Raw genomic sequence first — 24,213 nt, 5'->3', positions numbered from 1 at the left:
ACGCGCCCCCGGACCGACACAAAGGACCGCCATGCAAGGCCTCGAATCTTTTATCCCGCTGATCCTGATCTTCGCGATCATGTGGTTCTTCCTGATCCGCCCGCAGCAGAAGAAGCTGAAGGAGCATCAAGCCATGGTCGCGGCGCTGCGCCGGGGCGACCAGGTGGTCACCCAGGGCGGTCTGATCGGCAAGGTCGTGAAGGTCCGCGACGAAAGCAACGAGATCGAGGTCGAGATCGCCCAAGGCGTGACCGTCCGCGTGGTCCGCTCGACCATCGCCACCGTGACCTCCAAGACCGAACCGGCCAAGGCCTGATCCCTTTGATCCGGCCCCGCGCCAGAGGACGACGACCATGATGCATATCCCCACCTGGCGCAGGGCCCTGATCTGGCTGGTCTGCCTGGGCGGGCTTCTCTTCGCCCTGCCGAACCTGTTCTATGACAGAGTCGAGCGGTCGAACGACGCCCGCGCCGTGATCGAAACGGGCCTGTCCGACGCCGAATTGCAGGCCGAGGCCGGACTCTGGCCCGAATGGCTGCCCTCCGGACTGGTCAATCTCGGCCTCGACCTGCGCGGCGGCGCGCATCTCCTGGCCGAGGTGCAGGTCGAAGAGGTCTACGCCGCGCGCATGGAAGCGATGTGGCCCGAAGTCCGCGATGCGCTGGCCGCGCAGCGCGACAAGGTGGGCTTCGTCACCCGCGAAGAGGGCGGCGATCCCTCGGAGTTGCGCGTGCGCATCTCTGAGGCCTCCGAGGCCGCGACCGCGCTCGAGATCGTGCGCGGCCTCGCCACCCCGGTGGCGAGCCTGACCGGCGGCGGCGCCAACGACATCGACGTGCGCGCCGAAGGGCCCGAGATCATCGTCACGCTGAGCGAGGCCGAGCGCGCCGCCACCGACGACCGCACCATCCGCCAGGCGCTCGAGATCGTGCGCCGCCGGATCGACGAGGTCGGCACCCGCGAGCCCACCATCCAGCGTCAGGGTGAAGACCGCATCCTGATCGAAGTTCCGGGCGTGGGCTCGGCCGAAGAGGTCAAGGAGATCATCGGCACCACCGCGCAGCTGACCTTCCAGCCGGTCGTGTCGCGCACCTCCGATGCCAACGAGAACCCCGGCCCCAACAACGAGATCCTGCCCTCGCTCGACGAGCAGGGGGTGTATTACATCCTTGAGCGCAACCCGGTCGTCACCGGCGAGGAGCTGGTCGACGCCCAGCCCGCCTTCGACCAGAACGGTCGCCCGGCGGTGAATTTCCGCTTCAACCCGACCGGTGCGCGCGCCTTCGGCGACTACACCGCCGAGAACATCGGCTCGCCCTTCGCCATCGTGCTCGACGAGGAGGTGATCTCCGCCCCCGTCATCCAGAGCCACATTCCCGGCGGCTCGGGCATCATCACCGGCAACTTCACCGTCGAGGAATCGACCCAGCTCGCCGTTCTGCTGCGTGCCGGCGCGCTGCCGGCAGGGCTCGAGTTCCTCGAGGAGCGGACGATCGGGCCGGAGCTCGGCGCGGACAGCATCGAGGCAGGCAAGCTCGCTGCGATGGTCGGCGCGCTCGCCGTCATCGTCTTCATGATCCTGACCTATGGGCTGTTCGGCGTCTTCGCCACCGTGGCGCTGACCATCAACATGATCCTGATCTTCGCGGTGCTGTCGATCCTCGGCGCCACGCTGACGCTGCCGGGCATCGCCGGGATCGTGCTCACCATGGGCATGGCGGTCGACGCCAACGTGCTTGTCTACGAGCGCATCCGCGAAGAGCTCAAGACCGCGCGCGGGCCAGCCCGTGCCATCGATCTGGGCTATGAAAAGGCGCTTTCGGCCATCCTCGACGGCAACGTGACCACGCTGATCACCGCGCTTATCCTGTTTCTCGTGGGCTCCGGCCCGGTGCGCGGCTTCGCCGTCACCCTCGGCCTCGGCATCCTCACCTCGGTCTTCACCGCGATCTTCGTGACGCGGCTGCTGATCGTGATGTGGTTCGAACGCCGCCGCCCCAAAACCATCGAGGTCTGACATGCGGCTGCGCATCGTACCCGACGACACCAAGATCGACTTCTTCCGGGCTGCCAAGATCACCTTCGGCGCCTCGGTGCTGGCGATGGTCGTCAGCATCATCGCCGCGCTGGCGCTGGGCCTCAACTTCGGCATCGACTTCCAGGGCGGTACGACCATCCGCACCGAAAGCGAGAGCGCCGTCGATGTCGGTGAGTACCGCAACGCCATCGCGCCACTCGGCCTCGGCGACGTCATCATCACCGAGGTGTTCGACCCCTCCTTCGGTGACGACAAGAACGTGGCCTCGGTCCGCATCCAGGCTCAGGACGGCGCCGAGAGCGTCTCAGCCGAGACGATCGCCGCCGTCGAGGCGGCGCTGCAGGGCGTCGATCCGACCGTCAGCTTCCCGAGCGTCGAAAGCGTCGGGCCCAAGGTCTCGGGCGAGCTGATCCAGTCCGCGATCTTCGCGGTGCTCGGTTCGCTCGCGGCGATCCTGTTCTACATCTGGCTGCGCTTCGAATGGCAGTTCGCGGTCGGCGCCATCGCGGCGCTGGTCCATGACGTGACGCTGACCATCGGCATCTTCGCCGCCTTCCAGATCAAGTTCGACCTCGCGATCATCGCCGCGCTGCTGACCATCGTCGGTTACTCGATCAACGACACCGTCGTCGTCTTCGACCGGGCGCGCGAGAACCTGCGCAAGTACAAGACCATGCCGCTGCGCGCCCTGCTCAATCTCTCGGCCAACGAGACGCTGAGCCGGACCGTGATGACCTCGGGCACCACGCTCCTGGCGCTTCTGGCGCTGCTGGTGCTGGGCGGCGACGTGATCCGCGGCTTCGTCTTCGCGATCTTCTGGGGCGTGATCGTCGGCACCTATTCCTCGATCTACGTTGCCAAGAACATCGTGCTGATGCTCGGCGTGAAGCGGGATTGGGACAAGAAGGACGACCCCAAAGCGGGGACGCAGTTCGCCAATATCGACGCGTGATCTTGCGGCCATGCCGGATCGGCACGGCCGGGAGCTGGTGAAGGAGAGGGCGCCATGCGGATGACCGAGATCGACTACGACGACTCGATGCCGATCGACGGCTACGGGCCGGGCTTTTTCCGGATCGGCGGGAAGGTGGTCGAAGGGGCGGTGACGCTCGCCCCGACCGGGCTCAAGAGTTGGGGCGGCTACGAGGATCTCGACGCTATCCTGGCCTTGGTGGGCCGGGTCGACGTGCTCTTCGTGGGCACCGGCACCGAGATCGCCCATGCGCCGCGCGCCTTCCGCGAGCGGCTGGAGGCCGAGGGTCTGGGCGTCGAGACGATGGCGACGCCGGCGGCCTGCCGCACCTACAACGTGCTCCTGTCGGAAGGGCGGCGCGTCGCGGTCGCGCTGTTGCCGGTCTGAGCGACCTCGTCGTCACCGATCTCGCGGTCGAGCGCGGTGGCAGGCCGGTGCTCACCGGCGTGTCGTTCCGGCTCTCGCCCGGGCAGGGGCTGGTGCTGCGCGGCGCCAACGGGCTGGGCAAGACGACCCTGCTGCGCACCATCGCCGGGCTGCAGCCGGCGCTCTCGGGCCGTATCGAGGGGGCGGGCGAACGGGCCGGCTATGCGAGCCATGCCGACGGTATCAAGCCTGCGCTGACCGTCGCCGAAACCCTACGCTTCTGGGCCGACCTCTACCGGACCGATCTTCCCGAGGACGTGTTCGAGCTGTTCGATCTCGCCGATCTGCGCGACCGCCCCGCCGGCACGCTGTCGGCCGGGCAGGGACGCAGGCTGGGCCTCGCCCGGCTCGCCGTGATCGGCCGGGAGGTTCTGCTTCTGGACGAGCCGACCGTTTCGCTCGACGCCTTCTCGGTCAAGCGCTTCGCGACCTTCCTGCGCGAGCATCACCTCGGGCGCGGCGGCATTGCCGTGATCGCCACCCATATCGACCTCGGCCTCGATCTGCCGGAGCTGGAGCTGGAGCCCCACCGCGCCGCACCCGAGGCGCAAGGCGGCTCGGACGAGGCCTTCCTGTGAAGGCTCTTCTGGGGCGGGATCTGCGGCTTGCGGTGCGCGCCGGCGGTGGTTTCGGCCTCGGCCTCGCCTTCTTCCTGATCGTGGTCGTGCTGGTGCCCTTCGGGGTCGGGCCGGAGGCCGCGATTCTCGCCCGGATCGCGCCCGGGATCCTGTGGGTCGCGGCACTGTTGGCTGCGCTGCTGTCGCTGGACCGGATCTTCGCACTCGATCACGAGGACGGCTCGCTGCCGCTTCTGGCGACCGCGCCGCTACCAATGGAGATGCTGGCCCTGGCCAAGGCGCTGGCGCATTGGATCACCACCGGACTGCCGCTGGTCGTTGCGGCGCCGGTGCTGGGCGTGCTGCTGCACCTGCCGGGACAGGCCATGCCGTGGCTGCTGTTGTCGCTGGCGATCGGGACCCCGGCGCTGTCGCTCATCGGCACCTTCGGCGCCGCGCTCACGGTGGGCCTGCGGCGCGGCGGGCTGCTTTTGTCCTTGATCGTGCTACCGCTCTACGTGCCGGTGCTGATCTTCGGGGCGGAGGCCGCGCGGCGCGGAGCCGAGGGGCTGCCTGCCACGACGCCGCTGCTGCTGCTCGCGGGCATCGGGCTGGGCTGCGTGGCGCTGCTGCCCTTCGCCACGGCCGCGGCGCTCAGGGTCACGCTGCGTTGAGACGCATGAGCATTGAGCCGTGGGCCGGGGAAGGATAGGAAAAGCCATGTCGATCTGGTCCTACGCCAATCCGAGGAAGTTCCTCGATACCACCGCCCCTTGGGTGCCATGGCTCATGTGGCTCTCGGCCCTCGTGCTGGCCGTGGGGCTCGTCTGGGGCTTCTTCTTCACGCCCGAGGCGGAGCGCTTCGGCTCGTCGGTGAAGATCATCTACCTGCATGTCCCCTCGGCGCTGATGGCGATCAACGCCTGGCTGATGATGCTGGTGGCCTCGCTGATCTGGCTGATCCGCCGTCATCACGTCTCGGCGCTGGCCGCGCGGGCCGCGGCGCCGGTGGGCATGGTGATGACGCTGATCGCGCTGATCACCGGGGCGATCTGGGGCCAGCCGATGTGGGGCACCTGGTGGGCCTGGGACCCGCGGCTGACCTCCTTTCTCATCCTGTTCCTGTTCTATCTCGGCTACATCGCGCTCTGGGCCGCGATCCCCGATCCGGACGGCGCCGCCGACCTGACCTCGGTGCTCTGCCTCGTCGGCTCGGTCTTCGCGATCCTGTCGCGCTATGCGGTGAACTTCTGGAACCAGGGCCTGCACCAGGGCGCCTCGCTTTCCCTCGACAAGCAGGAGAACGTGGCCGACGTGTTCTGGATACCGCTGCTGGTCTGCATGGCGGGCTTCGTGCTGCTGTTCCTGGCGCTGGTGCTGCTGCGCACCGGCACCGAGATCCGCGCCCGCCGGATCGAGGCGCTGCGCAACCGGGCCCGCCGGACCGGGGCGGTGCGGGCATGATGGATCTGGGCAAATACGCTGCCGAGGTGATCTCGGCCTGGGGGATCAGCCTCGCGGCGCTGGCCGGGCTCGTCTGGTGGAGCGTCAGGCGGGACCGCCGGGTGCGGGCCGAACTCGAGAGGACCGAACGCGACCATGGCTAGGATTTCGCCACTGATGATCCTGCCCCCGGCGATCTTCGCCGCGCTGGCGGGGCTCTTTGCCGCGGGCATGCTGCGCGACAACCCTGAAGAGCTGCCCTCGGCGCTGATCGGGCAGGAGGCGCCGACCACCGCGCTCGGGACGCTTCCGGGCAAGCCGGCCTTCGATCCCGCGAACCTCGCGGATGGCGAGGTCAAGCTTGTGAACTTCTGGGCCAGCTGGTGCGCGCCCTGCCGGGTCGAGCATCCCAACCTCGCCGCGCTCGCCGATGAGGGGCTGCCGATCTACGGCATCAACTACAAGGACGACGCGGAGAACGCGACGGACTTCCTCGCGGAGCTGGGCGATTTCTATACCGCGGTTGGCACCGATGACGGGCCGGCGGCCCGGGATTGGGGCGTCTATGGCGTGCCGGAGACCTTCGTCGTCGACGGCGAAGGCCGGATCGTGGCGCGCATGGCCGGGCCGGTGACTCAGCGCGCCATTACCCAAAGGTTGCAGCCCGCACTGGACGAAGCTGCCTCTAGGTAAGCTTGGACGCTCATGGTAATTCTCCCCGCATTCATGGGGAGGTTTTCATGAAGTACACACCGTTATTGAGTTCCGCACTGGCCCTGATCGCGGTCGGTGCAACCGCCGAGCCGTCGCTCGAACGGGGCACCTATCTGGTGGAAGGGCCCGCCGCCTGTGGCAATTGTCACAGCCCGATGGGTCCGGAAGGGCCCGTGCCCGACATGCACCTGTCCGGCCGTCTGGTCGAGGAGACGCCCGACTTCACCGCCATCGCGCCCAACATCACCCCAGCGAGCCGGGTGGCGGAGTGGTCGGACGAGGAGCTGGCGCGCGCGATCCGCGAGGGCGTCCGGCCGGACGGCTCGATCATCGGCCCGCCGATGCCGATCACCCTCTATCGCGGCCTGTCGGATGACGACGTGATGAGCATGGTGCTCTATCTGCGTCAAGTTCCTCCGGTCGAGAACGATCCGGGCGAGAGCCGTTACGACATCTCGCTGCCGCCGAGCTATGGGCCGCCGGTGGAGAATGTCAGCGCGCCCGAGCGCGGGCCGACCGCCGAATACGGCGCCTATCTCGCCGGACCCGTCGCGCATTGCATCGAGTGCCACAGCCCGATGGGACCGCAGGGGCCGATGACCGACAGCCATACCGGGGCGGGCGGCTTCGAGTTCCACGGGCCTTGGGGGACGGTGATCGCGCCCAACATCACCTCCGGCGAGGACGGGATCGCGGAATACAGCGACGACGAGCTCAGAGCGATGATCACCCAAGGGGTCCGGCCCGATGGCGAGGCGATGTCGCCGCCGATGCCCTTTGGCAGCTACGCGAAGATGACCGAGGAGGATGTCTCGGCGATCATCGCCTATCTGCGGCAGCTGCCTGCGTTGCCCGACGGCGCCGGGATGGAGTGACGGAACGAGAATGCACCTCTCCTTCCGTTCGGGTGCCTGCAACGAAAAACCGCCCCGGCCATCGGCCGGGGCGGTTCTTTTTCAGACGTCGGATGCGGAGATCAGGCGGCCGACTGGGCGAGGTTGCGCAGCACGTAGTGCAGCACGCCGCCGTTCTTGATGTAGTCGATCTCCACCGCCGTATCGATCCGGCAGCGCAGCGTGATCTCCTTGGTCGAGCCGTCGGCCATGGTGATCGTCGCCTTCACCTCCTGCAGCGGCTTCACGTCGCTGAGGCCCTTGATCGACACGCTCTCCTCGCCGGTAAGGCCCAGCGACTTGCGGGTGTCGCCGCCGGTGAACTCGAACGGGATCACGCCCATGCCGACCAGGTTCGAGCGGTGGATGCGCTCGAAGTTCTCGGCGATGACGGCCTTCACGCCCAGAAGGGCGGTGCCCTTCGCGGCCCAGTCGCGCGAGGAGCCGGCGCCGTACTGCTCGCCGCCGAAGATGACGAGCGGTTTGCCCTGCTCCTGCCAGGCCATGGCGGCGTCGTAGATCGCCATTTGGCTGCCATCGGGGCCCTTGGTGTAGCCACCCTCGACGCCGTCCAGCATTTCGTTGCGGATGCGGATGTTGGCGAAGGTGCCGCGCATCATCACCTCGTGGTTGCCGCGACGGCTACCATACGAGTTGAATTCGCGCACCGGCACCTGACGCTCGACCAGATACTTGCCGGCCGGCGTGGTCTCCTTGAAGGAGCCGGCGGGCGAGATGTGGTCGGTGGTCACCATGTCGCCGAGGATCGCCAGAACACGGGCATCCTCGATGTCGTGGATCTCACCCGGCTCCTTGGACATGTTCTGGAAGTAGGGCGGGTTCTGGACATAGGTCGACTGCGGCGGCCAGTTGTAGGTCTCGCTGTCGACGGTCTCGACCGCCTGCCACTTCTCGTCGCCCTTGAAGACGTCGGCATATTTCGACTGGAACGCCTCGCGGGTGACGGTCTTCTCGACCAGCTCGGCGATCTCGGACTGCGACGGCCAGATGTCCTTGAGATAGACGTCGTTGCCGTTCTTGTCCTGGCCCAGGGGTTCGCGGGTGATGTCGACATTCATGTCGCCGACCAGCGCATAAGCTACCACGAGCGGCGGCGAGGCGAGATAGTTGGCGCGCACGTCCGGCGAGATCCGGCCCTCGAAGTTGCGGTTGCCCGAGAGCACCGAGGTCGCGATCAGATCGTTCTCGTTGATCGCCTTCGAGATGTCGGCTTCGAGCGGGCCCGAGTTGCCGATGCAGGTGGTGCAGCCGTAGCCCACGAGGTTGAAGCCGATCGCGTCGAGATCCTCCTGCAGGCCGGCGGCCTCGAGGTAGTGCGACACGACCTGCGATCCCGGCGCCAGCGAGGTCTTCACCCAGGGCTTGCGGTTCAGGCCAAGCTCGCGCGCCTTGCGGGCGACGAGGCCGGCGCCGATCATCACGTAGGGGTTCGAGGTGTTGGTGCAGGACGTGATCGAGGCGATCACGATCGAGCCGTCATGCAGCTGGTAATGGCCGTCCTCGGTCTCCACAAAGCCGCGCTTGTGGTGGCCTTCGTCGCCGGGGATGTCGATCGGCTCGGGCTGGCCGCCTTCGCCTTCCCAGCGGATCTCGGAGTTTGCCGAGGTGTCTTCGCCCTTGCGCTGACCCTTCACGTACTCGCCGAACGCCTTGGCGGCCGCGTCGAGCGCGATGTGGTCCTGCGGGCGCTTGGGGCCTGAGATGGCGGGAACGACGGTGCCCATGTCGAGTTCGAGCGTGTCGGTGTAGACCGGCTCGTAGCCGGGGTCGCGCCACAGGCCGTTTTCCTTGGCATAGGCTTCGACCAGCGCGATGCGGTCCTTGTCGCGGCCGGTCTGCTCCATGTAGCGCAGCGTCTCGGCGTCGATCGGGAAGAAGCCGCAGGTGGCGCCGTATTCGGGGGCCATGTTGCCGATCGTGGCGCGGTCGGCCAGCGGCACGTTGTCGAGACCGTCGCCGTAGAACTCGACGAACTTGCCGACCACGCCCTTTTCACGGAGCATCTGCACGACGCGCAGCACGAGGTCGGTGGCGGTGGTGCCCTCGACCATCTTGCCGGTCAGCTTGAAGCCCACGACCTCGGGGATCAGCATCGAGATCGGCTGACCCAGCATCGCGGCCTCGGCCTCGATGCCGCCCACGCCCCAGCCGAGAACGGCCGCGCCGTTGACCATGGTGGTGTGGCTGTCGGTGCCGACGAGGGTGTCGGGGTAGGCGACTTCCTCACCGTTCTGGTCCTTGTCGGTCCAGACCACCTGCGCGAGGTATTCGAGGTTCACCTGGTGGCAGATGCCGGTGCCCGGCGGCACGACCCGGAAGTTCTGGAACGCCTTCTGGCCCCACTTCAGGAACTGGTAACGCTCGATGTTGCGCTCGTATTCGCGGTCGACGTTCATCTGGAACGCGCGCGGGTTGCCGAACTCGTCGATCATCACCGAGTGGTCGATGACGAGATCGACCGGGTTCAGCGGGTTGATCAGCTGTGCGTCGCCGCCCAGCGCCTTGATGCCGTCGCGCATCGCCGCGAGGTCGACCACGGCGGGCACGCCGGTGAAGTCCTGCATCAGCACGCGGGCCGGGCGATAGGCGATCTCGCGGGGGTTCTTGCCGCCATTCGCGCCCCATTCGGCGAAGGCCTTGATGTCGTCGGTGGAGACGGAGAAGCCGCCATCTTCGAAGCGCAGCAGGTTCTCCAGCACGACCTTGAGCGCGGCGGGCAGGCGACCGAAATCACCCAGACCGGCCTCGGTGGCGGCGGGAATCGAGTAATACGACAGGCTCTGCGACCCGACCGTGAGCTTCCGGCGGGTCTTGGCGCTGTCCTGGCCAACTTGAATCGGCATGAAGTGTCCCTTCTGGCTGCGAGCTGTGGGTCTGGCCCCGGTTCTGCCGCAAGGGCAGCAGGCGATCAAGGCCGTCGCCGCCTATGTATACAACGGCACACAAATGGCAAGTATCGCCGATGCCGTCCGGCCGCGCACGAGGCTCTCGCGGCGGCTTGATTGGCATTGCAGCCGTTGACGGCTTAGACCGGTAGGACGGAACGGCGGAGAGCGACGGAATGCGGAATTTCTGGGCAGCAATGGGCATGGCGGGTTGGCTTGCCATCGGTGCGGCCTCGGCCGAGTCGCCCGTGGTGGTCGAGCTGTTCACCTCGCAGGGCTGCTCCTCCTGCCCGCCGGCCGATCATATCCTGAGCGAGCTGGCGCGCCGCGACGACGTGATCGCGCTGGGTCTGCATGTCGATTACTGGGACTATATCGGCTGGGCCGACAGTTTCGCGCAGCCGGGCTTCACCAAGCGGCAGAAGAGCTATGCCGCCGCGGCGGGCGAGCGCATGGTCTATACCCCGCAATTCGTCGTCGGCGGCGGCGAGCGCATCGTCGGTGCCAAGCCGATGGAAGTGATGCAGGCGGTGATGGATCTCTCCGAAGCGCCGCCCCGGATCGAGGTCGAGCTGGGCCGCGAGGCAGGGGCGCTGCTCGTCAGCGCCCGTCGGGCCACCGGCGAAACCGCGCCGATCCTGGTCCAGCTGGTCCGCTACCGCCCCTCGTCCAGCGTCGTGATCGAAAGCGGCGAGAATGCCGGCCACCAGCTCGATTATGCCAATGTCGTGACCTCCTGGACGCTCTTGGGACGCTGGACCGGCGCCGAGGATCTGGCGCTTTCGGCGCCGCTCGACGGCGACCTGCCTGGCGCGGTGATCCTGCAGGAGGAGGGCCCCGGCGCCATCCTCGCGGCAGCGCGGCTGCCCTGAGCCGCACGCCTAGCGCCGCTTGCGCGGCTCTTTCCAGCGATTGTGCACCCAGAACCATTGCCCCGGGTCGCGCGTGATGCGCGCCTCGAGACGGCGCGTGGCCTCGCGCATCATGTCGAGCGGCGCGGCGGCGGGAATCGGCGCCTCGACCGCGATCTCGAAGCTCAGCCCGTCCGGCCGACGAATGCCGAAATAGGGCACCAGCAGCGCGTCGAATCGCAGCGCCAGCTCGGCCGCGGTGAGCGCGGTGCGCGCCGGGCGACCGAGAAACGGGATCTCGGCACCATTGCGGTCGTGCAGGTCGAACAGGATGGTCGCCATGCCGCCCGCCTTGAGATGGCGCAGGAAGCCGGTGAGGCCGCGCCGCCCCTTGGGAAAGACCGGCCCCGACACGCCCTGCATGGTGGCGGCGTAGTGGTCGTTGACGAAGCGGTTCGACATCTCGCGATAGAAGCCGCCGATCTCGTAGCCCATGCGGGTCAGCACTCGCCGCGGCGCCTCGTGATTGCCGAAATGCCCGGTGACGAAGATCACCGGCCGCCCTTCCGCCCGCGCGGCGGCCAAGGCGTCGAGCCCGTCCCCCTGCTGCGGTTGGGGCGGCAGCCGCGCGGCGAAATCCGCGCCGGAATAGTTCTCGATCAGGGTCCGGCCGAGATTGTCGCACACGGCGGTCGCGATCCGCTCCCGCTCGGCCGCGGGCAGGTCGGGCCGGATCAGCGCCAGATTGGCGCGCGCCCGGCGCCGGTAGCCGGCGAGGGGGCCTATCGCCCGCGCCGTGAGCGCGCCCATCGCCGCCACGCGTCGCTCATAGGGCAGCGCCAGCGCCGTGTTGATCGCACCGCGCAGGGCCAGATCGACGATCCTGTCTCCCGGTCCGCGCCCCGAGGGCCGTCGCGTTCCGTTCTGTGTCATCGCCTCACCGCCGTCTGCGTCCGGATGTGCCGGGGATAGGGCGGCGAGGGCGCGTTGCCAAGCGGGGCGCGCTATTCCTCGCCGTCGTCCTCGGCCACAACGAGAGTGATGTCGCCCTCGTCGGCGGCGGCACGGATCGCGGCCACAACCTCGCTCATCGCGGTTTCGCCCTCGACTTTGCGGACCGTGCCGCGCTCCGCGATCTCGTCGCGCAGCCCCTGCGCCATCCGCTGGGAAATGTTGTCGAGCAGATGCGCCGCCGCCGCCGCGAAGCCTTCGCCGAGCGCCTGCGCCGCTGCCAGCGCGGTGATGAGCATCGGCTGATCGATCCGGCGCAGCACGGCGGGTGCGTCGCTGGCGGCGAGCCGGGCGGGGATGTCGGGGAAGGTGAAGATCGCCTTGCGGACATGCTGCGCGAAATCGGGATCGTCGGCCTCCAACCCGTCGAGCACGGCGTCGCGGGTGACGCTGCCGCTGGAGTTCAGGATTTCGCCTAGCCGGTTGGGGGCCGGATGCTCGAAGGCGTGGTTCACCGGGCGGCAGTGCTCGGCGGCGAGCGCGGCGCCGATCCGTTCGACCGCGTCGGGGCCGATGGTCGAGGTCTGCGACATCGCATGGGTGATCCGGCGGGCGCGCTCTCCCGGCAGCAAGCCGAGCAGTTCGGCCGCCTTGGCCACCGGCAGCTTGGACAGGGCCACGGCGGCGATCTCGGCGCATTCCCCGGTCATCAGCGGCACCAGCTCTGGGCAGGGCAGCGCGGTGAGCCGCGCCCAGCTGTCGTCGCCGCGGGGCGGGCCGGCCTCGGCCCGCAGCCGGGCCGCGGTGGCCGGGCTGATCCGCCCGTCGAGCGCCGCGAGCGCCCCGTCCATGCCGCCCGGCACGGCAAGGCCCAGCCCCTCGATGCCGTCGGCGAACTCGGTCGCGACGGCCCTGAGCGTCGCCCGGTCGACCAGCCGCAGCGCGCCGAGCTCGCGCGTCAGGCTGACCTGCACCTCTTCCGGCAGCGCCGCGAGATCGAGGCTGCGCCCCTCGGAGATCATCAGCTGCACCACCATCGCGGCCTTGCGGCGGCGGCTGAGGGCGGGGTCGACCGGACGGGCGTCGGCGGCATCGATCGGTTGCGGTACGGACAAGGGGCGGCCTCCTGCTCGGGTCTCGTCCGGCGCAGGTTAGACATTCAGGGTAAACAACCGGTGCCTAGCGCGTCGGAAGCGCCTCTGCATGCGCCTGCAGCTCCGCCAGCTCTGCCGAGTCGAACGCCGACTCCTCGCGGGTCAACTCGTGCAACCGCTCGAACAGCTCGACCGCCTCCGAGATCTCGCTCTCCGTGAAGGGCCGGTCGGACCGGGCGAACCCGGCGAGGCTCGGCTCCGGGTCCTGCCGGGCGCAGCTGAAGCCGTATCTGAGGCCGTGATCCGCCGCCCGCGACATGACCCCGTCCGGATCCATGGCCTCGTCGATCTGGCTCCAATCGAGCACGCCGGGCCGTGACATGCCCCAACGCACGGTCGGGTCCTTCATCAGAAGGCCTTCGCGCCCGTAGAGGGTCAGCCATACCTCCGGATAGGTCACGAACATTATACGTGGCGTCGTGAAGCGGATATGCAGGCCAACCGCGTATCCCGTCGGTGCAATATGCTTGAGATGCGAGAGCGCCTGACTGATAATGACCGTATTGGGCAAGGTCATTTGTGTCGTCTACCTTCGTGTTCGCAATGCCGTGCCCCCGTGGACCTATGTCCCAAGGGAGGCGTGAAATCGTTACCGGCGCGACAGTCGAACGCATTCGTCCCGCCCCGGAACGCGCCGGCTTCGGCGGATGACGGGTCGTATCGACACCGACCTTCTGGAGCGCCTTTCGCCGGCCGGTCATTACATCGCGCTGCGGATCGGCTTCGCATTCCCGCTCGAGGAATACAATCATCTGCCGAAAAATTGGATCGACCTTTATACCGTGGAGCGAATGCTCCCGGACGATCCGGCGATGCGCTGGGGGCATGCGAACCGCGGCGTGACGCGCTGGAGCGCGCTCGAGGATCCGAAGGGTGTCTTCGCCGAGGCCTGGAAGCACGGGCTGCGCTACGGCGCGGTGGCGGCGCATGCCGATGAGGGAACGGGGCTACGGTCGATCGGTCTGTTCGCGCGGGTCGATCGCGAATTCAGCGACCGCGAACTCGGCCTCTTGCACGAGATCCTGGTGACGCTGCATGCCGGTGCCGCGCCGCCGAGCAACCTCACGCAGGCCGAGATCGAGGTGCTGCGCATGGTCAAGGACGGCTACCGTCTCAAGCAGATCGCCCATGCGCTCGGCGTGACCGAGGGGGCGATCAAGCAGCGGCTAAAGAACGCCCGCACCAAGCTCGGCGCCAACACCGCGACCCAAGCGGCGACGCTCGCCTCCGGATTCGGCCTGATCTGAGGGGGGCGGCGGGCCGCAGCCCGCCGCGATGCCTCAGCCGAACACGCGGGCGAAGATCGTGTCGACATGCTTGGTGTGGTAGCCGAGGTCGAACTTTTCCTCGATCTCGGCCGGGCTGAGCGCCGCGGTCACGTCCGTGTCGGCGAGCAGCTCGGTCTTGAAGTCGGCGCCCTGCTCCCAGACCTTCATCGCGTTGCGCTGCACGAGCCGGTAGGCGTCCTCGCGGCTCACCCCGGCCTGGGTCAGCGCCAGCAGCACGCGCTGGCTCATCACCAGACCGCGGAACTTGTTCATGTTGTTGAGCATGGTCTCGGGGTAGATCACCAGCTTCTCGATCACGCCGGCGAGCCGGTTGAGCGCGAAGTCGAGCGTCACCGTGGTGTCGGGGCCGATCGCCCGCTCGACCGAGGAATGCGAGATGTCGCGCTCGTGCCAGAGCGTGACGTTTTCCATCGCCGGCACAACCGACATGCGCACCAGCCGGGCGAGGCCGGTCAGGTTCTCGGTCAGCACCGGGTTGCGCTTGTGCGGCATCGCCGAGGAGCCCTTCTGGCCCTTAGAGAAGAACTCCTCCGCCTCGAGCACCTCGGTGCGCTGCATGTGACGGATCTCGGTGGCGATATTCTCCATCGACGAGGCGATCACGCCCAGCGTGGCGAAGAACATGGCGTGACGGTCGCGCGGGATCACCTGGGTCGAGATCGGCTCGGGCTTGAGGCCCATCTTGGCGCAGACATGCTCCTCGACGCGCGGATCGACGTTGGCGAAGGTGCCGACCGCGCCCGAGATGGCGCCGGTGGCGATCTCGTCGCGGGCGTTCCGGAGCCGGGCGAGACCGCGATCCATCTCGGCATAGAAACGGGCGAAGGTCAGGCCCATGGTGGTCGGCTCGGCATGGATGCCGTGGCTGCGGCCAATGCGGACCGTGTCCTTGTGCTCGATCGCGCGCGCCTTGAGCGCGGCCAGAACCCGCTCCATGTCGGCGATCAGCAGGTCGGCGGCGCGGGTGAGCTGCACGTTGAAGGTGGTGTCGAGCACGTCCGACGAGGTCATGCCCTGATGCACGAAGCGCGCCTGATCCGAACCCACATGCTCGGCCAGATGGGTGAGGAAGGCGATCACGTCGTGCTTGGTGACGGCCTCGATCTCGTCGATGCGGGCGACGTCGAACTCGACATCCTTGGCCTTCCACACCGCGTCGGCGTTCTCGCGCGGGATCACGCCCAGATCGGCCATCGCGTCGCCGGCATGGGCCTCGATCTCGTACCAGATGCGGAACTTGGTGGCGGGCTCCCAGATGGCGGTCATCTCGGGGCGGGAATAGCGGGGGATCATCGGCGCTCTCTCGTTCGGGGAGGGTTCGCCGGGGTCATAGGGGCTGGGCGGCGCCCGCACAAGGTCGCGGGATGACGCCGGGGCAGGGCGGGCCGATGCGGGCGGGCCGGAGGTGGCCTCAGAGCGGCGGGAAGGCCTGCGCCATGGCGGCCCCGTGCTGCAGCACCAGCGCCGCGAGAAGCCCGGTTGCCGCGGCGACGGCCGAGCGGTGGCGCAGCTTGGACAGCGCCAGCCCGAGCAGGCTGCGCGGCTGTTCGGCGCGGGCCTCTTCCTCGCTCGGCTCGAGCGCCTCGCGGATCAGCCGCATCTCATGAATCATCGGGTGGGACGCGGCCGGCATGTCGTTGGCGGGCAGCGGTGCGACCGTCTTGCGGCGGACCGGCTTCGGCCGCTCGGTCTGATAGACCGGGCGCTGGGGGCGGCGCGGCCGGCGCGGCCGGGAGGTCGGTACCTCGGGGGCGAGCTCGGAGACCTGCTCGGCGGTCTCCGCGTCGTAGCGGGCGAGCATGCGGTCGATCTCGGCCTCGCCGGCATGCGGACCGGCACGGGTCGGATCGAGCCCGGGCAGCTGCTCGATCGCCTCGTCGATCATCTCGACGCTGGCGCTGCGGCTGCTGGTCTTCCACAGCATCCGGTCCGACTGGAACCGTGCGTTGATGCGGTCGGCGAGCAGGCGGGTGATCGTGCCCTGGTGGCTGGCGATGCCGATCTGGCAGTCGCCGCTGTCATCGGCCCCGACCGCGATGGTCAGGCAGGCCGCGTAGCGGCCATGCAGGTCGGAGGTGTAGGCGAGGATGATCCGGGCGTTGTCGAGCTCGAACACCGCGGTGTCCTCGTGATCCCAGCGCAGCCCGCATTCGCGTGGCGGGCAGTCATGCAGCGCGGTGCGCAGGTCGTCGACGAGGGCGGGGAAGTCGAGATCGGGCCCGCTGCGGAACAGCAGCTGGGCGATCGTGCTGGTGATCGGATCTGACATGACCGGTCTCCGAATGGGCTGGCACGAAGGCCGCGTGAGGTGTTCCTTCATCCTTGATTAAGAAATGTGTTCGCGCTGAGCGCGAATGGGGGAATTAGCAAGGTCGCACATGGCGTTCCGCCCCGCCGGCGCCGCATTTTCGCCGCGTTGCGGCACCGCCTTTGGTTGTGCGAAGCGGTTCATTCGGATGTGACGCAACGAAAACGGGGCGCCGATGGGCGCCCCGCGTGACCGTGATCTGACCGATGACCGGGTCTTAGCAGCTGTAGTACAGCTTGTATTCGACCGGGTGGGGGGTGTGCTCGTAGGCGTAGACCTCTTCCCACTTGAGCGCCATGTAGCCCTCGAGCTGGCTCTTGGTGAACACGTCGCCGGCGAGCAGGAACTCGTGATCGGCCTCGAGCGCCTCGAGCGCCTCGCGCAGCGAGCCGCAGACGGTCGGGATCTCGGCCAGCTCCTCGGGGGGCAGGTCGTAGAGATCCTTGTCCGAGGCCGAGCCCGGGTCGATCTTGTTCTTGATGCCGTCAAGGCCGGCCATCAGCAGCGCCGAGAAGGCGAGGTAGGGGTTGGCGGCCGGGTCCGGGAAACGGGCTTCGACGCGCTTGGCCTTCGGGCTTTCCGACCACGGGATCCGGACGCAGCCCGAGCGGTTGCGAGCCGAGTAGGCGCGCAGCACCGGGGCTTCGAAGCCCGGGATCAGGCGCTTGTAGCTGTTGGTGGTCGGGTTGGTGATCGCGTTAAGCGCCTTGGCGTGCTTCAGGATACCGCCGATGAAGTAGAGCGCCTCCTGGGACAGGTCGGCATACTTGTCGCCGGCGAAGAGCGGCTTGCCGTCCTTCCAGATCGACATGTTGACGTGCATGCCCGAGCCGTTGTCGCCCGAGATCGGCTTCGGCATGAAGGTCGCCGACTTGCCGTAGGCCTGGGCCACGTTGTGGATCACGTACTTGTACTTCTGGATCTCGTCGGCCTGCTTGGTCAGCGTGCCGAAGATCAGACCCAGCTCGTGCTGGCACGACGCCACCTCGTGGTGGTGCTTGTCGACCTTCATGCCCATGCGCTTCATGGTCGAGAGCATCTCGCCACGCATGTCCTGCGCGTCGTCGATCGGGTTGACCGGGAAGTAGCCGCCCTTGACGCCCGGACGGTGGCCGGTGTTGCCGACCTCGTACTCGGTGTCGGTGTTCCAGGCGCCGTCGATCGCGTCGACCGAGAAGGAGACCTTGTTCGAGGTCACGGCAAAGCGGACGTCGTCGAAGATGAAGAACTCGGCCTCGGGACCCATATAGGCAGTGTCGCCGATGCCGGAGGACTTGAGGTAGGCCTCGGCCTTCAGCGCGGTGCCGCGCGGGTCGCGGTCATAGGGCTCGCCGGTGTCGGGCTCGACCACGGTGCAATGGATGCACAGCGTCTTCTCGGCGTAGAACGGGTCGACATAGGCGCTGTCGTTGTCGGGCATCAGCTTCATGTCGGACTGGTCGATCGACTTCCAGCCGGCGATCGAGGAGCCGTCGAACATGAAGCCTTCCTCGAGGAAGTCTTCGTCGACGAGGTCGGCGACCACGGTGACGTGCTGCAGCTTGCCCTTGGGGTCGGTGAAGCGGATGTCGACGTATTCGACTTCCTCGTCCTTGATCATTTTCAGAAGCTTGGAGCTGTCCATCTGAATGCTTTCCTTGTTGGTTCGTGTTCGAATGAGGGGCCGGAGCCCCTGCGCCGCCGCGATCAGATCGCGTCGTCGCCGAATTCGCCGGTGCGGATGCGGATCGCCTGTTCGACCGGGCTGACGAAGATCTTGCCGTCGCCGATCTTGTCGGTCTTGGCGGCGTCGACGATGGCGGCGATGGCGCGCTCCACCTGGTCGTCCGGCAGGACCACCTCGATCTTCACCTTGGGCAGGAAGTCGACGACGTATTCGGCGCCGCGATAGAGCTCGGTATGGCCCTTCTGACGGCCAAAGCCCTTCACCTCGACCACCGAGAGGCCCTGGACGCCCGCTTCCTGCAGCGCTTCCTTCACCTCGTCGAGCTTGAAGGGCTTGATGATCGCCTCGATCTTCTTCATGTCGCGCGACTCCCTTGCATCCGCGTTCTGAGGGGTGAAACCATGCCGGTAATGCGACCTCAATCATCGGCTCCGGGGCGCCCCCGGGCGGCCACCGAAAAAAGCCAGGGCGTGATTAAAAATTGTGCATGATGGTGGTTATTGATGCAATTTGGGAATTCTCGGCCGCTCCATGATCAGATGGACGCCCGTTCCGTGGGCAGTCTCGACGGGGCGTGGCTGCTGAGTGCTACCGAAATGCGCGCGGCCGAGGCCCGGGCCATCGCCGCCGGCACGCCCGGGGCGGTTCTGATGGAACGCGCCGCGGCCAGCGTCGTCGCGGCGATCGATGCGCAGTGGCCCGAACTGCAGCCCGGCGCCCGGATCTGCGTGCTGTGCGGCCCGGGCGGCAATGGGGGTGACGGCTACGCGGTCGCGCGGATGCTGGCGGCGCGTGGCATGCGGGTGGCGCTGCACGCTCTGGCCCCGGCGAGCCACCCTGACGCGGTGGGGCAGGCCACGCTGTGGCGGGAGATGGGGGAGATCGGTGGTTGGGACGGGGCGACCAACTCCGCTGCCAGCGCGGATCTGGTGATCGACGCCCTGTTCGGGATCGGGCTGAGCCGTCCGCTCGGCGCCGAAATCGCGGCGCTGCGCGAGGTAAGGGCGCCGCGGCGTCTGGCGATCGACCTGCCATCGGGGCTGTGTTCCGAGAGCGGCCGGGTGATCGGCGAGGCCTGCCTCGACGCGGATTTCACGGTGACGTTCCACGCGCCCAAGCGCGGCCATGTGCTGGCCGAGGGGCCGGCCCGCTGCGGGCGGCTCGATCTGCGCGACATCGGCCTCGATGCCGTGGGCGGGGAGATCGCCTTGACCGGCGTGCCGGCAGATCTCGCGAAGCGGGCGGGCCACAAATACGGCTACGGCCATGCGCTGGTGCTCTCGGGCGAGGTCGGGCGGGGCGGTGCGGCGCGGATGGCGGCGCGGGCGGCGCTCAGGATCGGGGCAGGGCTGGTGACGCTGGGCTGCCCGGCGGCTGCGCTGCAGGAAAACGCGGCCCGGCTCGACGCGATCATGCTGCGGCCTGTGCGCGACGAAGAGGCGCTGGCCGGGTTGCTCGAAGACGCCCGGCTCAACGCGCTGCTGCTCGGGCCGGGCCTTGGCACCGGGGCGCGCGAGCGCGATTTGGTCGCGCAGGCGCTGTCGGCCGGTCGAGCCACCGTGCTCGATGCCGATGCGCTGACGCTGGTGGCGAATGACGACGGGCTGCGCGGCGCGTTGCATCCGGGCTGCCTGCTCACCCCGCATGAGGGCGAGTTCGCGCGGCTCTGCACGGATCTGGCCGATCGGATGACCGGTCCGACCACCAGCGGCCCGGCCTTTTCGCGGCTCGACGCCGCGCGCGAGGCTGCCGCGCGGCTGGGCTGCACGCTGCTTCTCAAGGGGCCGGACACGGTGATCGCAGCCCCGGACGGCCGCGCTCGCGTCAATGCCAGCGTCTACGACCGGGCGGCGCCGTGGCTCGCTACGGCGGGGGCGGGCGACGTGCTCGCGGGGATCGCGGCGGGGCTGATGGCGCGCGGGCGCGACGGTTTCGACGCGGCCTCTACGGCGGCTTGGCTCCATAGTGCCGCGGCGCGGCGTTTCGGGCCGGGGCTCATCGCCGAGGATCTCCCCGAGCAGCTGCCCGGCCTGCTGCGCGAATTGGGTCTCTAGCCCCGCCGCAAGGTCGTCGCTTTTTCCCGTGGCGCGCGGCTTCGGGCTTTGCTAGACAGCGCCGAGATTTCGGGGGCCGTTCCGCCCCCAACAGAGACATGCGGGTGTGGCGGAACTGGTAGACGCACCAGATTTAGGTTCTGGCGCCGCAAGGCGTGGGGGTTCGAGTCCCTTCACCCGCACCATGAGACACGAAGGAAAAGGACGACAGATGCAGGTCACCGAGACCCTCAACGACGGCCTCAAGCGCGGCTACAAGATCACGCTGCCCGCCGCCGAACTGGACGCCAAGGTGCAGGAAAAGCTGGTCGAGGCGCAGCCCGAGGTCGCCATGAAGGGCTTCCGCAAGGGCAAGGTGCCGCTGTCGCTGCTCAAGAAGCAGTTCGGCCCGCGCGTGCTGGGCGAAGCCATGCAGGAAAGCATCGACGGCGCGCTGTCGAACCACCTCGAGGAAAGCGGCGATCGCCCGGCGATGCAGCCCGAGGTGAAGATGGCCAATGACGACTGGAAGGAAGGCGACGACGTCGAAGTCACCGTCTCCTACGAGAAGCTCCCCGAGATTCCCGAGACCGATTTCTCGGACATCTCGATCGAGCGTCTGAAGGTCTCGGCCGACGACGCCGCGATCGACGAAGCGCTGGGCAACCTTGCCGAGACCGCGCAGAACTTCGAAGACAAGGACGGCGCCGCCGAAGAGGGCGATCAGGTCGTCATTGACTTCGTGGGCAAGATCGACGGCGAGGCCTTTGAAGGCGGCGCCGCCGAGGACTACCCGCTGGTGCTCGGCTCCAACTCCTTCATCCCCGGCTTCGAGGATGGCCTGAAGGGCGTGAAGGCCGGCGACGACAAGAACGTCGAGGTCAACTTCCCCGAGGACTACCAGGCCAAGAACCTTGCCGGCAAAGCCGCCGTGTTCGAGTGCAAGGTCAAGGCGGTGAAGGCCCCGCAGAAGGCCGAGATCGACGACGAGCTGGCGAAGAAGTTCGGCGCCGAGGATCTCGCCTCCCTGAAGGCGCAGATCGCCGAGCGTCTCGAGGCCGAGTATTCCGGTGCTTCGCGCGCGGTCGCCAAGCGCAAGCTGCTCGACATCCTCGACGAGAAGGTGTCCTTCGACCTGCCGCCGAGCCTCGTCGAGGCCGAGGCGAACCAGATCGCGCACCAGCTCTACCACGAGGAGCATCCCGAGGATCACGGCCACGACCACGGCAAGATCGAGCCGACCGAGGAGCACGTGAAGCTCGCCGAGCGTCGCGTGAAGCTGGGCCTCCTGCTGGCAGAGATCGGCCAGAAGGCCGACGTCAAGGTCACCGACCAGGAGCTGACCCAGGCGATCCTCAACCAGGCGCGTCAGTATCGCGGCCAGGAGCGTCAGTTCTTCGAGTTCGTCCAGCAGAACCCGCAGATGCGCCAGCAGATCCAGGCCCCGATCTTCGAAGACAAGGTCATCGACCACATCTTCGAGCAGGCCAAGGTCGAAGAGAAGGAGGTCTCCAAGGAAGATCTCCAGAAGGCCGTCGAGGCGCTCGACGACGAGGCCTGAGCCTCTCTCGCTTCCTAACGTACAAGGGCCGCCCTTCGGGGCGGCCCTTGTCGTTTCGGGGACTGTTCCGGGAGAGCTGCTAGGCTCAGTCGTAGGCGCCGGCCGAATAGGTCAGCTCGTAGCCGTGGCTGTAGATCTCGAAGACGATGCCGAACGGGTCCTCGACATAGCACATGCGATACGGCTTCTCGCCGGGGAAGTATTCGCGGATCGGCATCCGCTGCTTGCCGCCCGCGGCGACGATCCGCGCGACCAGCCCTTCGATGTCCGGGTCCTGGACCGCGAAGTGGAAGGTGCCGTGCCGGCGGAAATCGAGATTGTCCTCGGGCGGGCGGTTGCAGTCCATCTCGAACAGTTCGATCCCGATCCGGTCCGCCGTGGCCAGATGCGCGATCCGCAGCCGCTTCCAGCCGAGCCCGAACACGTCGGTGCACATGCGGCCTATGTCGCTGTCATCCTCCACCACCTCGGTCGGCGTCATGATGACGTAAAGCCCGAGGACGTCGCGGTAGAAGGCCACGGCGGCGTCGAGGTCGGGCACCGACAGGCCGATATGCGAAAAGCTTCTGGGATAGGGGGTCATGGGTCTCTCCATCGCTGACAGAGGGAGAGCTATGCTTGCGCGATCCGAACGTGAAATTATCATGTGGCATGATTTTGATAACGGTTCGTGATCTCTGATGCTGAATGCCTTGTGGCTCGAAAGCTTCGCTACGCTGGTCGAGACCGGGCATTTCACCCGTGCGGCCGAGCGGCTGAACATGACCCAGCCCGGCGTGTCCCAGCATCTGCGCAAGCTCGAGACACAGGTCGGGCGACCGCTGCTGAGCCGGCAGGGCAAGGGATTCACGCTTACCCCGGCGGGGGAAGCCGTCCTCGCACTGGCCCGGAACCGGCGCGACGAGGAGCGACAGCTGCGCGAGGCGATCCGCTCCGACGATCCCGAGGCCGGGGAAGTCTCGGTCGCATGTTCGGGAAGCTTTGCCATGGCCCTCCAGCCGGCCTTCTGGCCAGTGCTGCGCGAGGCGCCCAGACTCAGGCTGCGGCTTGAGGCCGTACCGCAGCGCGGGGTGATCGACGGGGTGGCCGAAGCGCGCTTCGACCTCGGCATCGTGGATCACGCCCCGTCGGATCCCCGCCTCGCGACGGAGCGGATCGGCCGCGAGGCGCTGTGCCTGCTGTTGCCGGCCGGAATGGAGGATACGCGCTTTGCCGCGCTGGAGGCGCTGGGGTTCATCGCGCATCCCGATGGCTGGCTCTATGCCGAGGAGCTGTTCGCCCTCAACTTCCCGGGCGAGTTCCGAGGTGCCGAACACCTCGCCGTACGGGCCTTCGTCAACCAGATCGGCCAGATCCCGGCGCCGGTGGCGGATGGTGTCGGCTATACGGTGCTGCCGCGCAGCGGTTTCGAGGCGTTCGCCGATCGCGATCGACTGAAGGTGGCGGAGCTGGCGCATCCGCGGCATCGCGATCTGTACCTGTTGCAGCGGCGCGGTCGCGAGATGCCAGCGCGGGCCGTCCGCATCGCCGAGCTGGTGAAGAAGGTGGCGGCGCGGCTCGCCGAAAGCTGAGCCCCAAGAGAAAAGGGCGCCCCTTGCGGGAGCGCCCTCTCGACCTGTGCAGCAGGTCCAGTCTTTTGGTTTTGGCTCAGCTGCCCCAGCTGCGGACCGGGCCGCAATCCATGTGGACGAAGTTCGAGCCGGAATAGGTGCCGACACCGCCCGCATTGCAGGCCTTGGCGGCGCGGGCCATCTGGCCCACCGAGCGCGAGGCGAGCCGGAGGTCGGCGGCCTGGCCCTTGAGGTGCAGGGAATTCTTGGCGACGCCGGAGGAACGGCTGCGCAGCATCGCGTTGGTCGCCGGCGAGCGGTAGCCCGACAGCAGCATGAAGGGTTCGTTGACTTCGAGCAGGGCGTGGCTGGCGGCCATGATGTCGACGGTGCGGGTGTCGATGTCCATCATCTGGTTGTTGCGCCAGTCGCGCATGAAGACGTTGATCTCGCGGATCGCCTCGGCAATGTACTGCCCCTCGATCCAGTAGATCGTGTCGATCTTCTCGCCGGTCCTTTCGGAGTACATGGAAAGCCTGCGCACGTCGCCCGCGCGCCGAAGGAATCCTGCTGCATTCGAGTAGGTGGGTGCTGCGGTGACTGCCGTGGCCGCGAACGCGCCAAGGAGACCGCGGCGGGTCATGCCCGCCGTGCGAAGAGTGTTCATCATGTGAGCGCCTGTCCCGTCGCTTACCTGTGGGCCCGCAGTTTCACGGGCGTTTTTTGCCATCCATCCCCAGATGCAGACCCTCTATCGCATGGGAGGACGACTCGACCAAGGGTGGTTATCCGATAACAGGGTGAAGAAAGGCCAAATCGGCGGGAACTTGCGCAACGCGCCCGCATTGGGTCTCTGGAGCGACCCGATTGCTGCGCATTTGCCACGTTGCGCGTCAGTG

At 67.6% G+C, this 24,213-nt stretch carries 25 protein-coding genes and 1 tRNA gene; 16 read left to right on the top strand and 10 right to left on the bottom strand.

Features of this window, described 5'->3' with window-relative positions:
* The first annotated feature begins 31 nt into the window (after positions 1 to 31).
* From yajC to FHS00_RS02745, 10 genes are read left to right on the top strand one after another with little or no spacing between them, the layout of a single operon-like run.
* Complete coding sequence (yajC, locus tag FHS00_RS02790; RefSeq protein ID WP_183469628.1) at positions 32 to 316, top strand: preprotein translocase subunit YajC; 285 nt, start codon at positions 32 to 34, stop codon at positions 314 to 316.
* Between the two features lie 37 nt (positions 317 to 353).
* Positions 354 to 2,018, top strand: a complete 1,665-nt coding sequence (secD, locus tag FHS00_RS02785; RefSeq protein ID WP_183469626.1) for a protein translocase subunit SecD — start codon at positions 354 to 356, stop codon at positions 2,016 to 2,018.
* Between the two features lies 1 nt (position 2,019).
* Entirely contained in the window at positions 2,020 to 2,991 is a 972-nt protein-coding gene (gene secF, locus FHS00_RS02780; protein WP_183469623.1) for a protein translocase subunit SecF, read from the top strand.
* A 54-nt stretch (positions 2,992 to 3,045) separates the two neighbouring features.
* Positions 3,046 to 3,399, top strand: a complete 354-nt coding sequence (locus FHS00_RS02775; protein ID WP_183469621.1) for an Mth938-like domain-containing protein — start codon at positions 3,046 to 3,048, stop codon at positions 3,397 to 3,399.
* A complete protein-coding gene (gene ccmA, locus FHS00_RS02770) occupies positions 3,396 to 4,016 on the top strand; it encodes a heme ABC exporter ATP-binding protein CcmA (RefSeq protein WP_183469767.1) in 621 nt (206 codons plus the stop codon). The genes FHS00_RS02775 and ccmA overlap by 4 nt, the downstream gene beginning before the upstream one ends.
* Entirely contained in the window at positions 4,013 to 4,669 is a 657-nt protein-coding gene (ccmB, locus tag FHS00_RS02765) for a heme exporter protein CcmB (protein ID WP_183469619.1), read from the top strand. The genes ccmA and ccmB overlap by 4 nt, the downstream gene beginning before the upstream one ends.
* Positions 4,670 to 4,715: 46 nt before the next feature.
* Positions 4,716 to 5,459, top strand: a complete 744-nt coding sequence (locus tag FHS00_RS02760) for a heme ABC transporter permease (RefSeq protein WP_183469617.1) — start codon at positions 4,716 to 4,718, stop codon at positions 5,457 to 5,459.
* A complete protein-coding gene (gene ccmD, locus FHS00_RS02755; protein ID WP_322337086.1) occupies positions 5,456 to 5,602 on the top strand; it encodes a heme exporter protein CcmD in 147 nt (48 codons plus the stop codon). Before FHS00_RS02760 ends, ccmD begins: the two co-directional genes overlap by 4 nt.
* Positions 5,595 to 6,131 carry a DsbE family thiol:disulfide interchange protein gene (locus FHS00_RS02750; protein WP_183469615.1) on the top strand — a complete coding sequence of 179 codons (537 nt, stop codon included), beginning with the start codon at positions 5,595 to 5,597 and terminating at the stop codon, positions 6,129 to 6,131. Before ccmD ends, FHS00_RS02750 begins: the two co-directional genes overlap by 8 nt.
* Positions 6,132 to 6,178: 47 nt before the next feature.
* The gene (locus FHS00_RS02745) at positions 6,179 to 7,027 is read left to right on the top strand and encodes a c-type cytochrome (RefSeq protein WP_183469613.1); all 849 of its coding nucleotides are present in this window, start codon (positions 6,179 to 6,181) and stop codon (positions 7,025 to 7,027) included.
* 101 nt (positions 7,028 to 7,128) lie between these two features.
* On the opposite strand, the gene acnA is transcribed toward FHS00_RS02745, so the two are convergent.
* Complete coding sequence (acnA, locus tag FHS00_RS02740) at positions 7,129 to 9,909, bottom strand: aconitate hydratase AcnA (protein WP_183469611.1); 2,781 nt, start codon at positions 9,907 to 9,909, stop codon at positions 7,129 to 7,131.
* Positions 9,910 to 10,127: 218 nt separating this feature from the next.
* Here acnA and FHS00_RS02735 point away from each other — a divergent pair, with 218 nt between their 5' ends.
* The gene (locus tag FHS00_RS02735; protein ID WP_183469609.1) at positions 10,128 to 10,823 is read left to right on the top strand and encodes a DUF1223 domain-containing protein; all 696 of its coding nucleotides are present in this window, start codon (positions 10,128 to 10,130) and stop codon (positions 10,821 to 10,823) included.
* Between the two features lie 9 nt (positions 10,824 to 10,832).
* Here the strand turns inward: FHS00_RS02735 and FHS00_RS02730 are convergent, their stop codons facing one another.
* From FHS00_RS02730 to FHS00_RS02720, 3 genes are all read right to left on the bottom strand, one after another.
* A complete protein-coding gene (locus tag FHS00_RS02730; protein ID WP_183469607.1) occupies positions 10,833 to 11,735 on the bottom strand; it encodes a lysophospholipid acyltransferase family protein in 903 nt (300 codons plus the stop codon).
* Between the two features lie 71 nt (positions 11,736 to 11,806).
* The gene (locus FHS00_RS02725) at positions 11,807 to 12,868 is read right to left on the bottom strand and encodes a FliG C-terminal domain-containing protein (RefSeq protein WP_183469605.1); all 1,062 of its coding nucleotides are present in this window, start codon (positions 12,866 to 12,868) and stop codon (positions 11,807 to 11,809) included.
* A 64-nt stretch (positions 12,869 to 12,932) separates the two neighbouring features.
* The gene (locus FHS00_RS02720) at positions 12,933 to 13,424 is read right to left on the bottom strand and encodes an autoinducer binding domain-containing protein (protein ID WP_183469603.1); all 492 of its coding nucleotides are present in this window, start codon (positions 13,422 to 13,424) and stop codon (positions 12,933 to 12,935) included.
* Positions 13,425 to 13,554: 130 nt separating this feature from the next.
* Here FHS00_RS02720 and FHS00_RS02715 point away from each other — a divergent pair, with 130 nt between their 5' ends.
* Positions 13,555 to 14,154, top strand: a complete 600-nt coding sequence (locus FHS00_RS02715) for a helix-turn-helix transcriptional regulator (RefSeq protein WP_183469601.1) — start codon at positions 13,555 to 13,557, stop codon at positions 14,152 to 14,154.
* Positions 14,155 to 14,187: 33 nt separating this feature from the next.
* Here the strand turns inward: FHS00_RS02715 and purB are convergent, their stop codons facing one another.
* From purB to FHS00_RS02695, 4 genes are all read right to left on the bottom strand, one after another.
* A complete protein-coding gene (gene purB / locus FHS00_RS02710; protein WP_183469598.1) occupies positions 14,188 to 15,489 on the bottom strand; it encodes an adenylosuccinate lyase in 1,302 nt (433 codons plus the stop codon).
* A gap of 118 nt (positions 15,490 to 15,607) precedes the next feature.
* The gene (locus tag FHS00_RS02705) at positions 15,608 to 16,465 is read right to left on the bottom strand and encodes a hypothetical protein (RefSeq protein WP_183469596.1); all 858 of its coding nucleotides are present in this window, start codon (positions 16,463 to 16,465) and stop codon (positions 15,608 to 15,610) included.
* Between the two features lie 256 nt (positions 16,466 to 16,721).
* The gene (gene glnA / locus FHS00_RS02700; RefSeq protein ID WP_183469594.1) at positions 16,722 to 18,128 is read right to left on the bottom strand and encodes a type I glutamate--ammonia ligase; all 1,407 of its coding nucleotides are present in this window, start codon (positions 18,126 to 18,128) and stop codon (positions 16,722 to 16,724) included.
* A gap of 62 nt (positions 18,129 to 18,190) precedes the next feature.
* On the bottom strand, positions 18,191 to 18,529 hold the full coding sequence (locus tag FHS00_RS02695) for a P-II family nitrogen regulator (protein WP_021693083.1): 339 nt from the start codon (positions 18,527 to 18,529) through the stop codon (positions 18,191 to 18,193).
* Between the two features lie 180 nt (positions 18,530 to 18,709).
* Between FHS00_RS02695 and FHS00_RS02690 the strand changes: the two genes are divergently transcribed.
* From FHS00_RS02690 to tig, 3 genes are all read left to right on the top strand, one after another.
* Positions 18,710 to 20,224, top strand: coding sequence for an NAD(P)H-hydrate dehydratase (locus tag FHS00_RS02690; protein WP_246390950.1), 1,515 nt, complete (start codon positions 18,710 to 18,712; stop codon positions 20,222 to 20,224).
* Between the two features lie 100 nt (positions 20,225 to 20,324).
* Positions 20,325 to 20,409 (top strand) — tRNA-Leu (locus tag FHS00_RS02685).
* A 26-nt stretch (positions 20,410 to 20,435) separates the two neighbouring features.
* Positions 20,436 to 21,764 (top strand): trigger factor, encoded by a 1,329-nt coding sequence (gene tig, locus FHS00_RS02680; protein ID WP_183469592.1) that lies wholly within the window; start codon positions 20,436 to 20,438, stop codon positions 21,762 to 21,764.
* An 85-nt stretch (positions 21,765 to 21,849) separates the two neighbouring features.
* Here the strand turns inward: tig and FHS00_RS02675 are convergent, their stop codons facing one another.
* A complete protein-coding gene (locus tag FHS00_RS02675; protein WP_183469590.1) occupies positions 21,850 to 22,347 on the bottom strand; it encodes a lactoylglutathione lyase family protein in 498 nt (165 codons plus the stop codon).
* Positions 22,348 to 22,444: 97 nt separating this feature from the next.
* Here FHS00_RS02675 and FHS00_RS02670 point away from each other — a divergent pair, with 97 nt between their 5' ends.
* Complete coding sequence (locus tag FHS00_RS02670) at positions 22,445 to 23,335, top strand: LysR family transcriptional regulator (RefSeq protein ID WP_183469588.1); 891 nt, start codon at positions 22,445 to 22,447, stop codon at positions 23,333 to 23,335.
* 76 nt (positions 23,336 to 23,411) lie between these two features.
* Here the strand turns inward: FHS00_RS02670 and mepK are convergent, their stop codons facing one another.
* On the bottom strand, positions 23,412 to 23,984 hold the full coding sequence (mepK, locus tag FHS00_RS02665; protein WP_407660114.1) for a peptidoglycan L,D-endopeptidase MepK: 573 nt from the start codon (positions 23,982 to 23,984) through the stop codon (positions 23,412 to 23,414).
* Positions 23,985 to 24,213: the final 229 nt, after the last annotated feature.

It is taken from the genome of Limimaricola variabilis, from assembly GCF_014195545.1.
Classification (GTDB): Bacteria; Pseudomonadota; Alphaproteobacteria; order Rhodobacterales; family Rhodobacteraceae; genus Limimaricola; species Limimaricola variabilis.
Note: the sequence above shows the minus strand (reverse complement) of the source record. Positions and strands in the feature narration are given on the sequence as shown.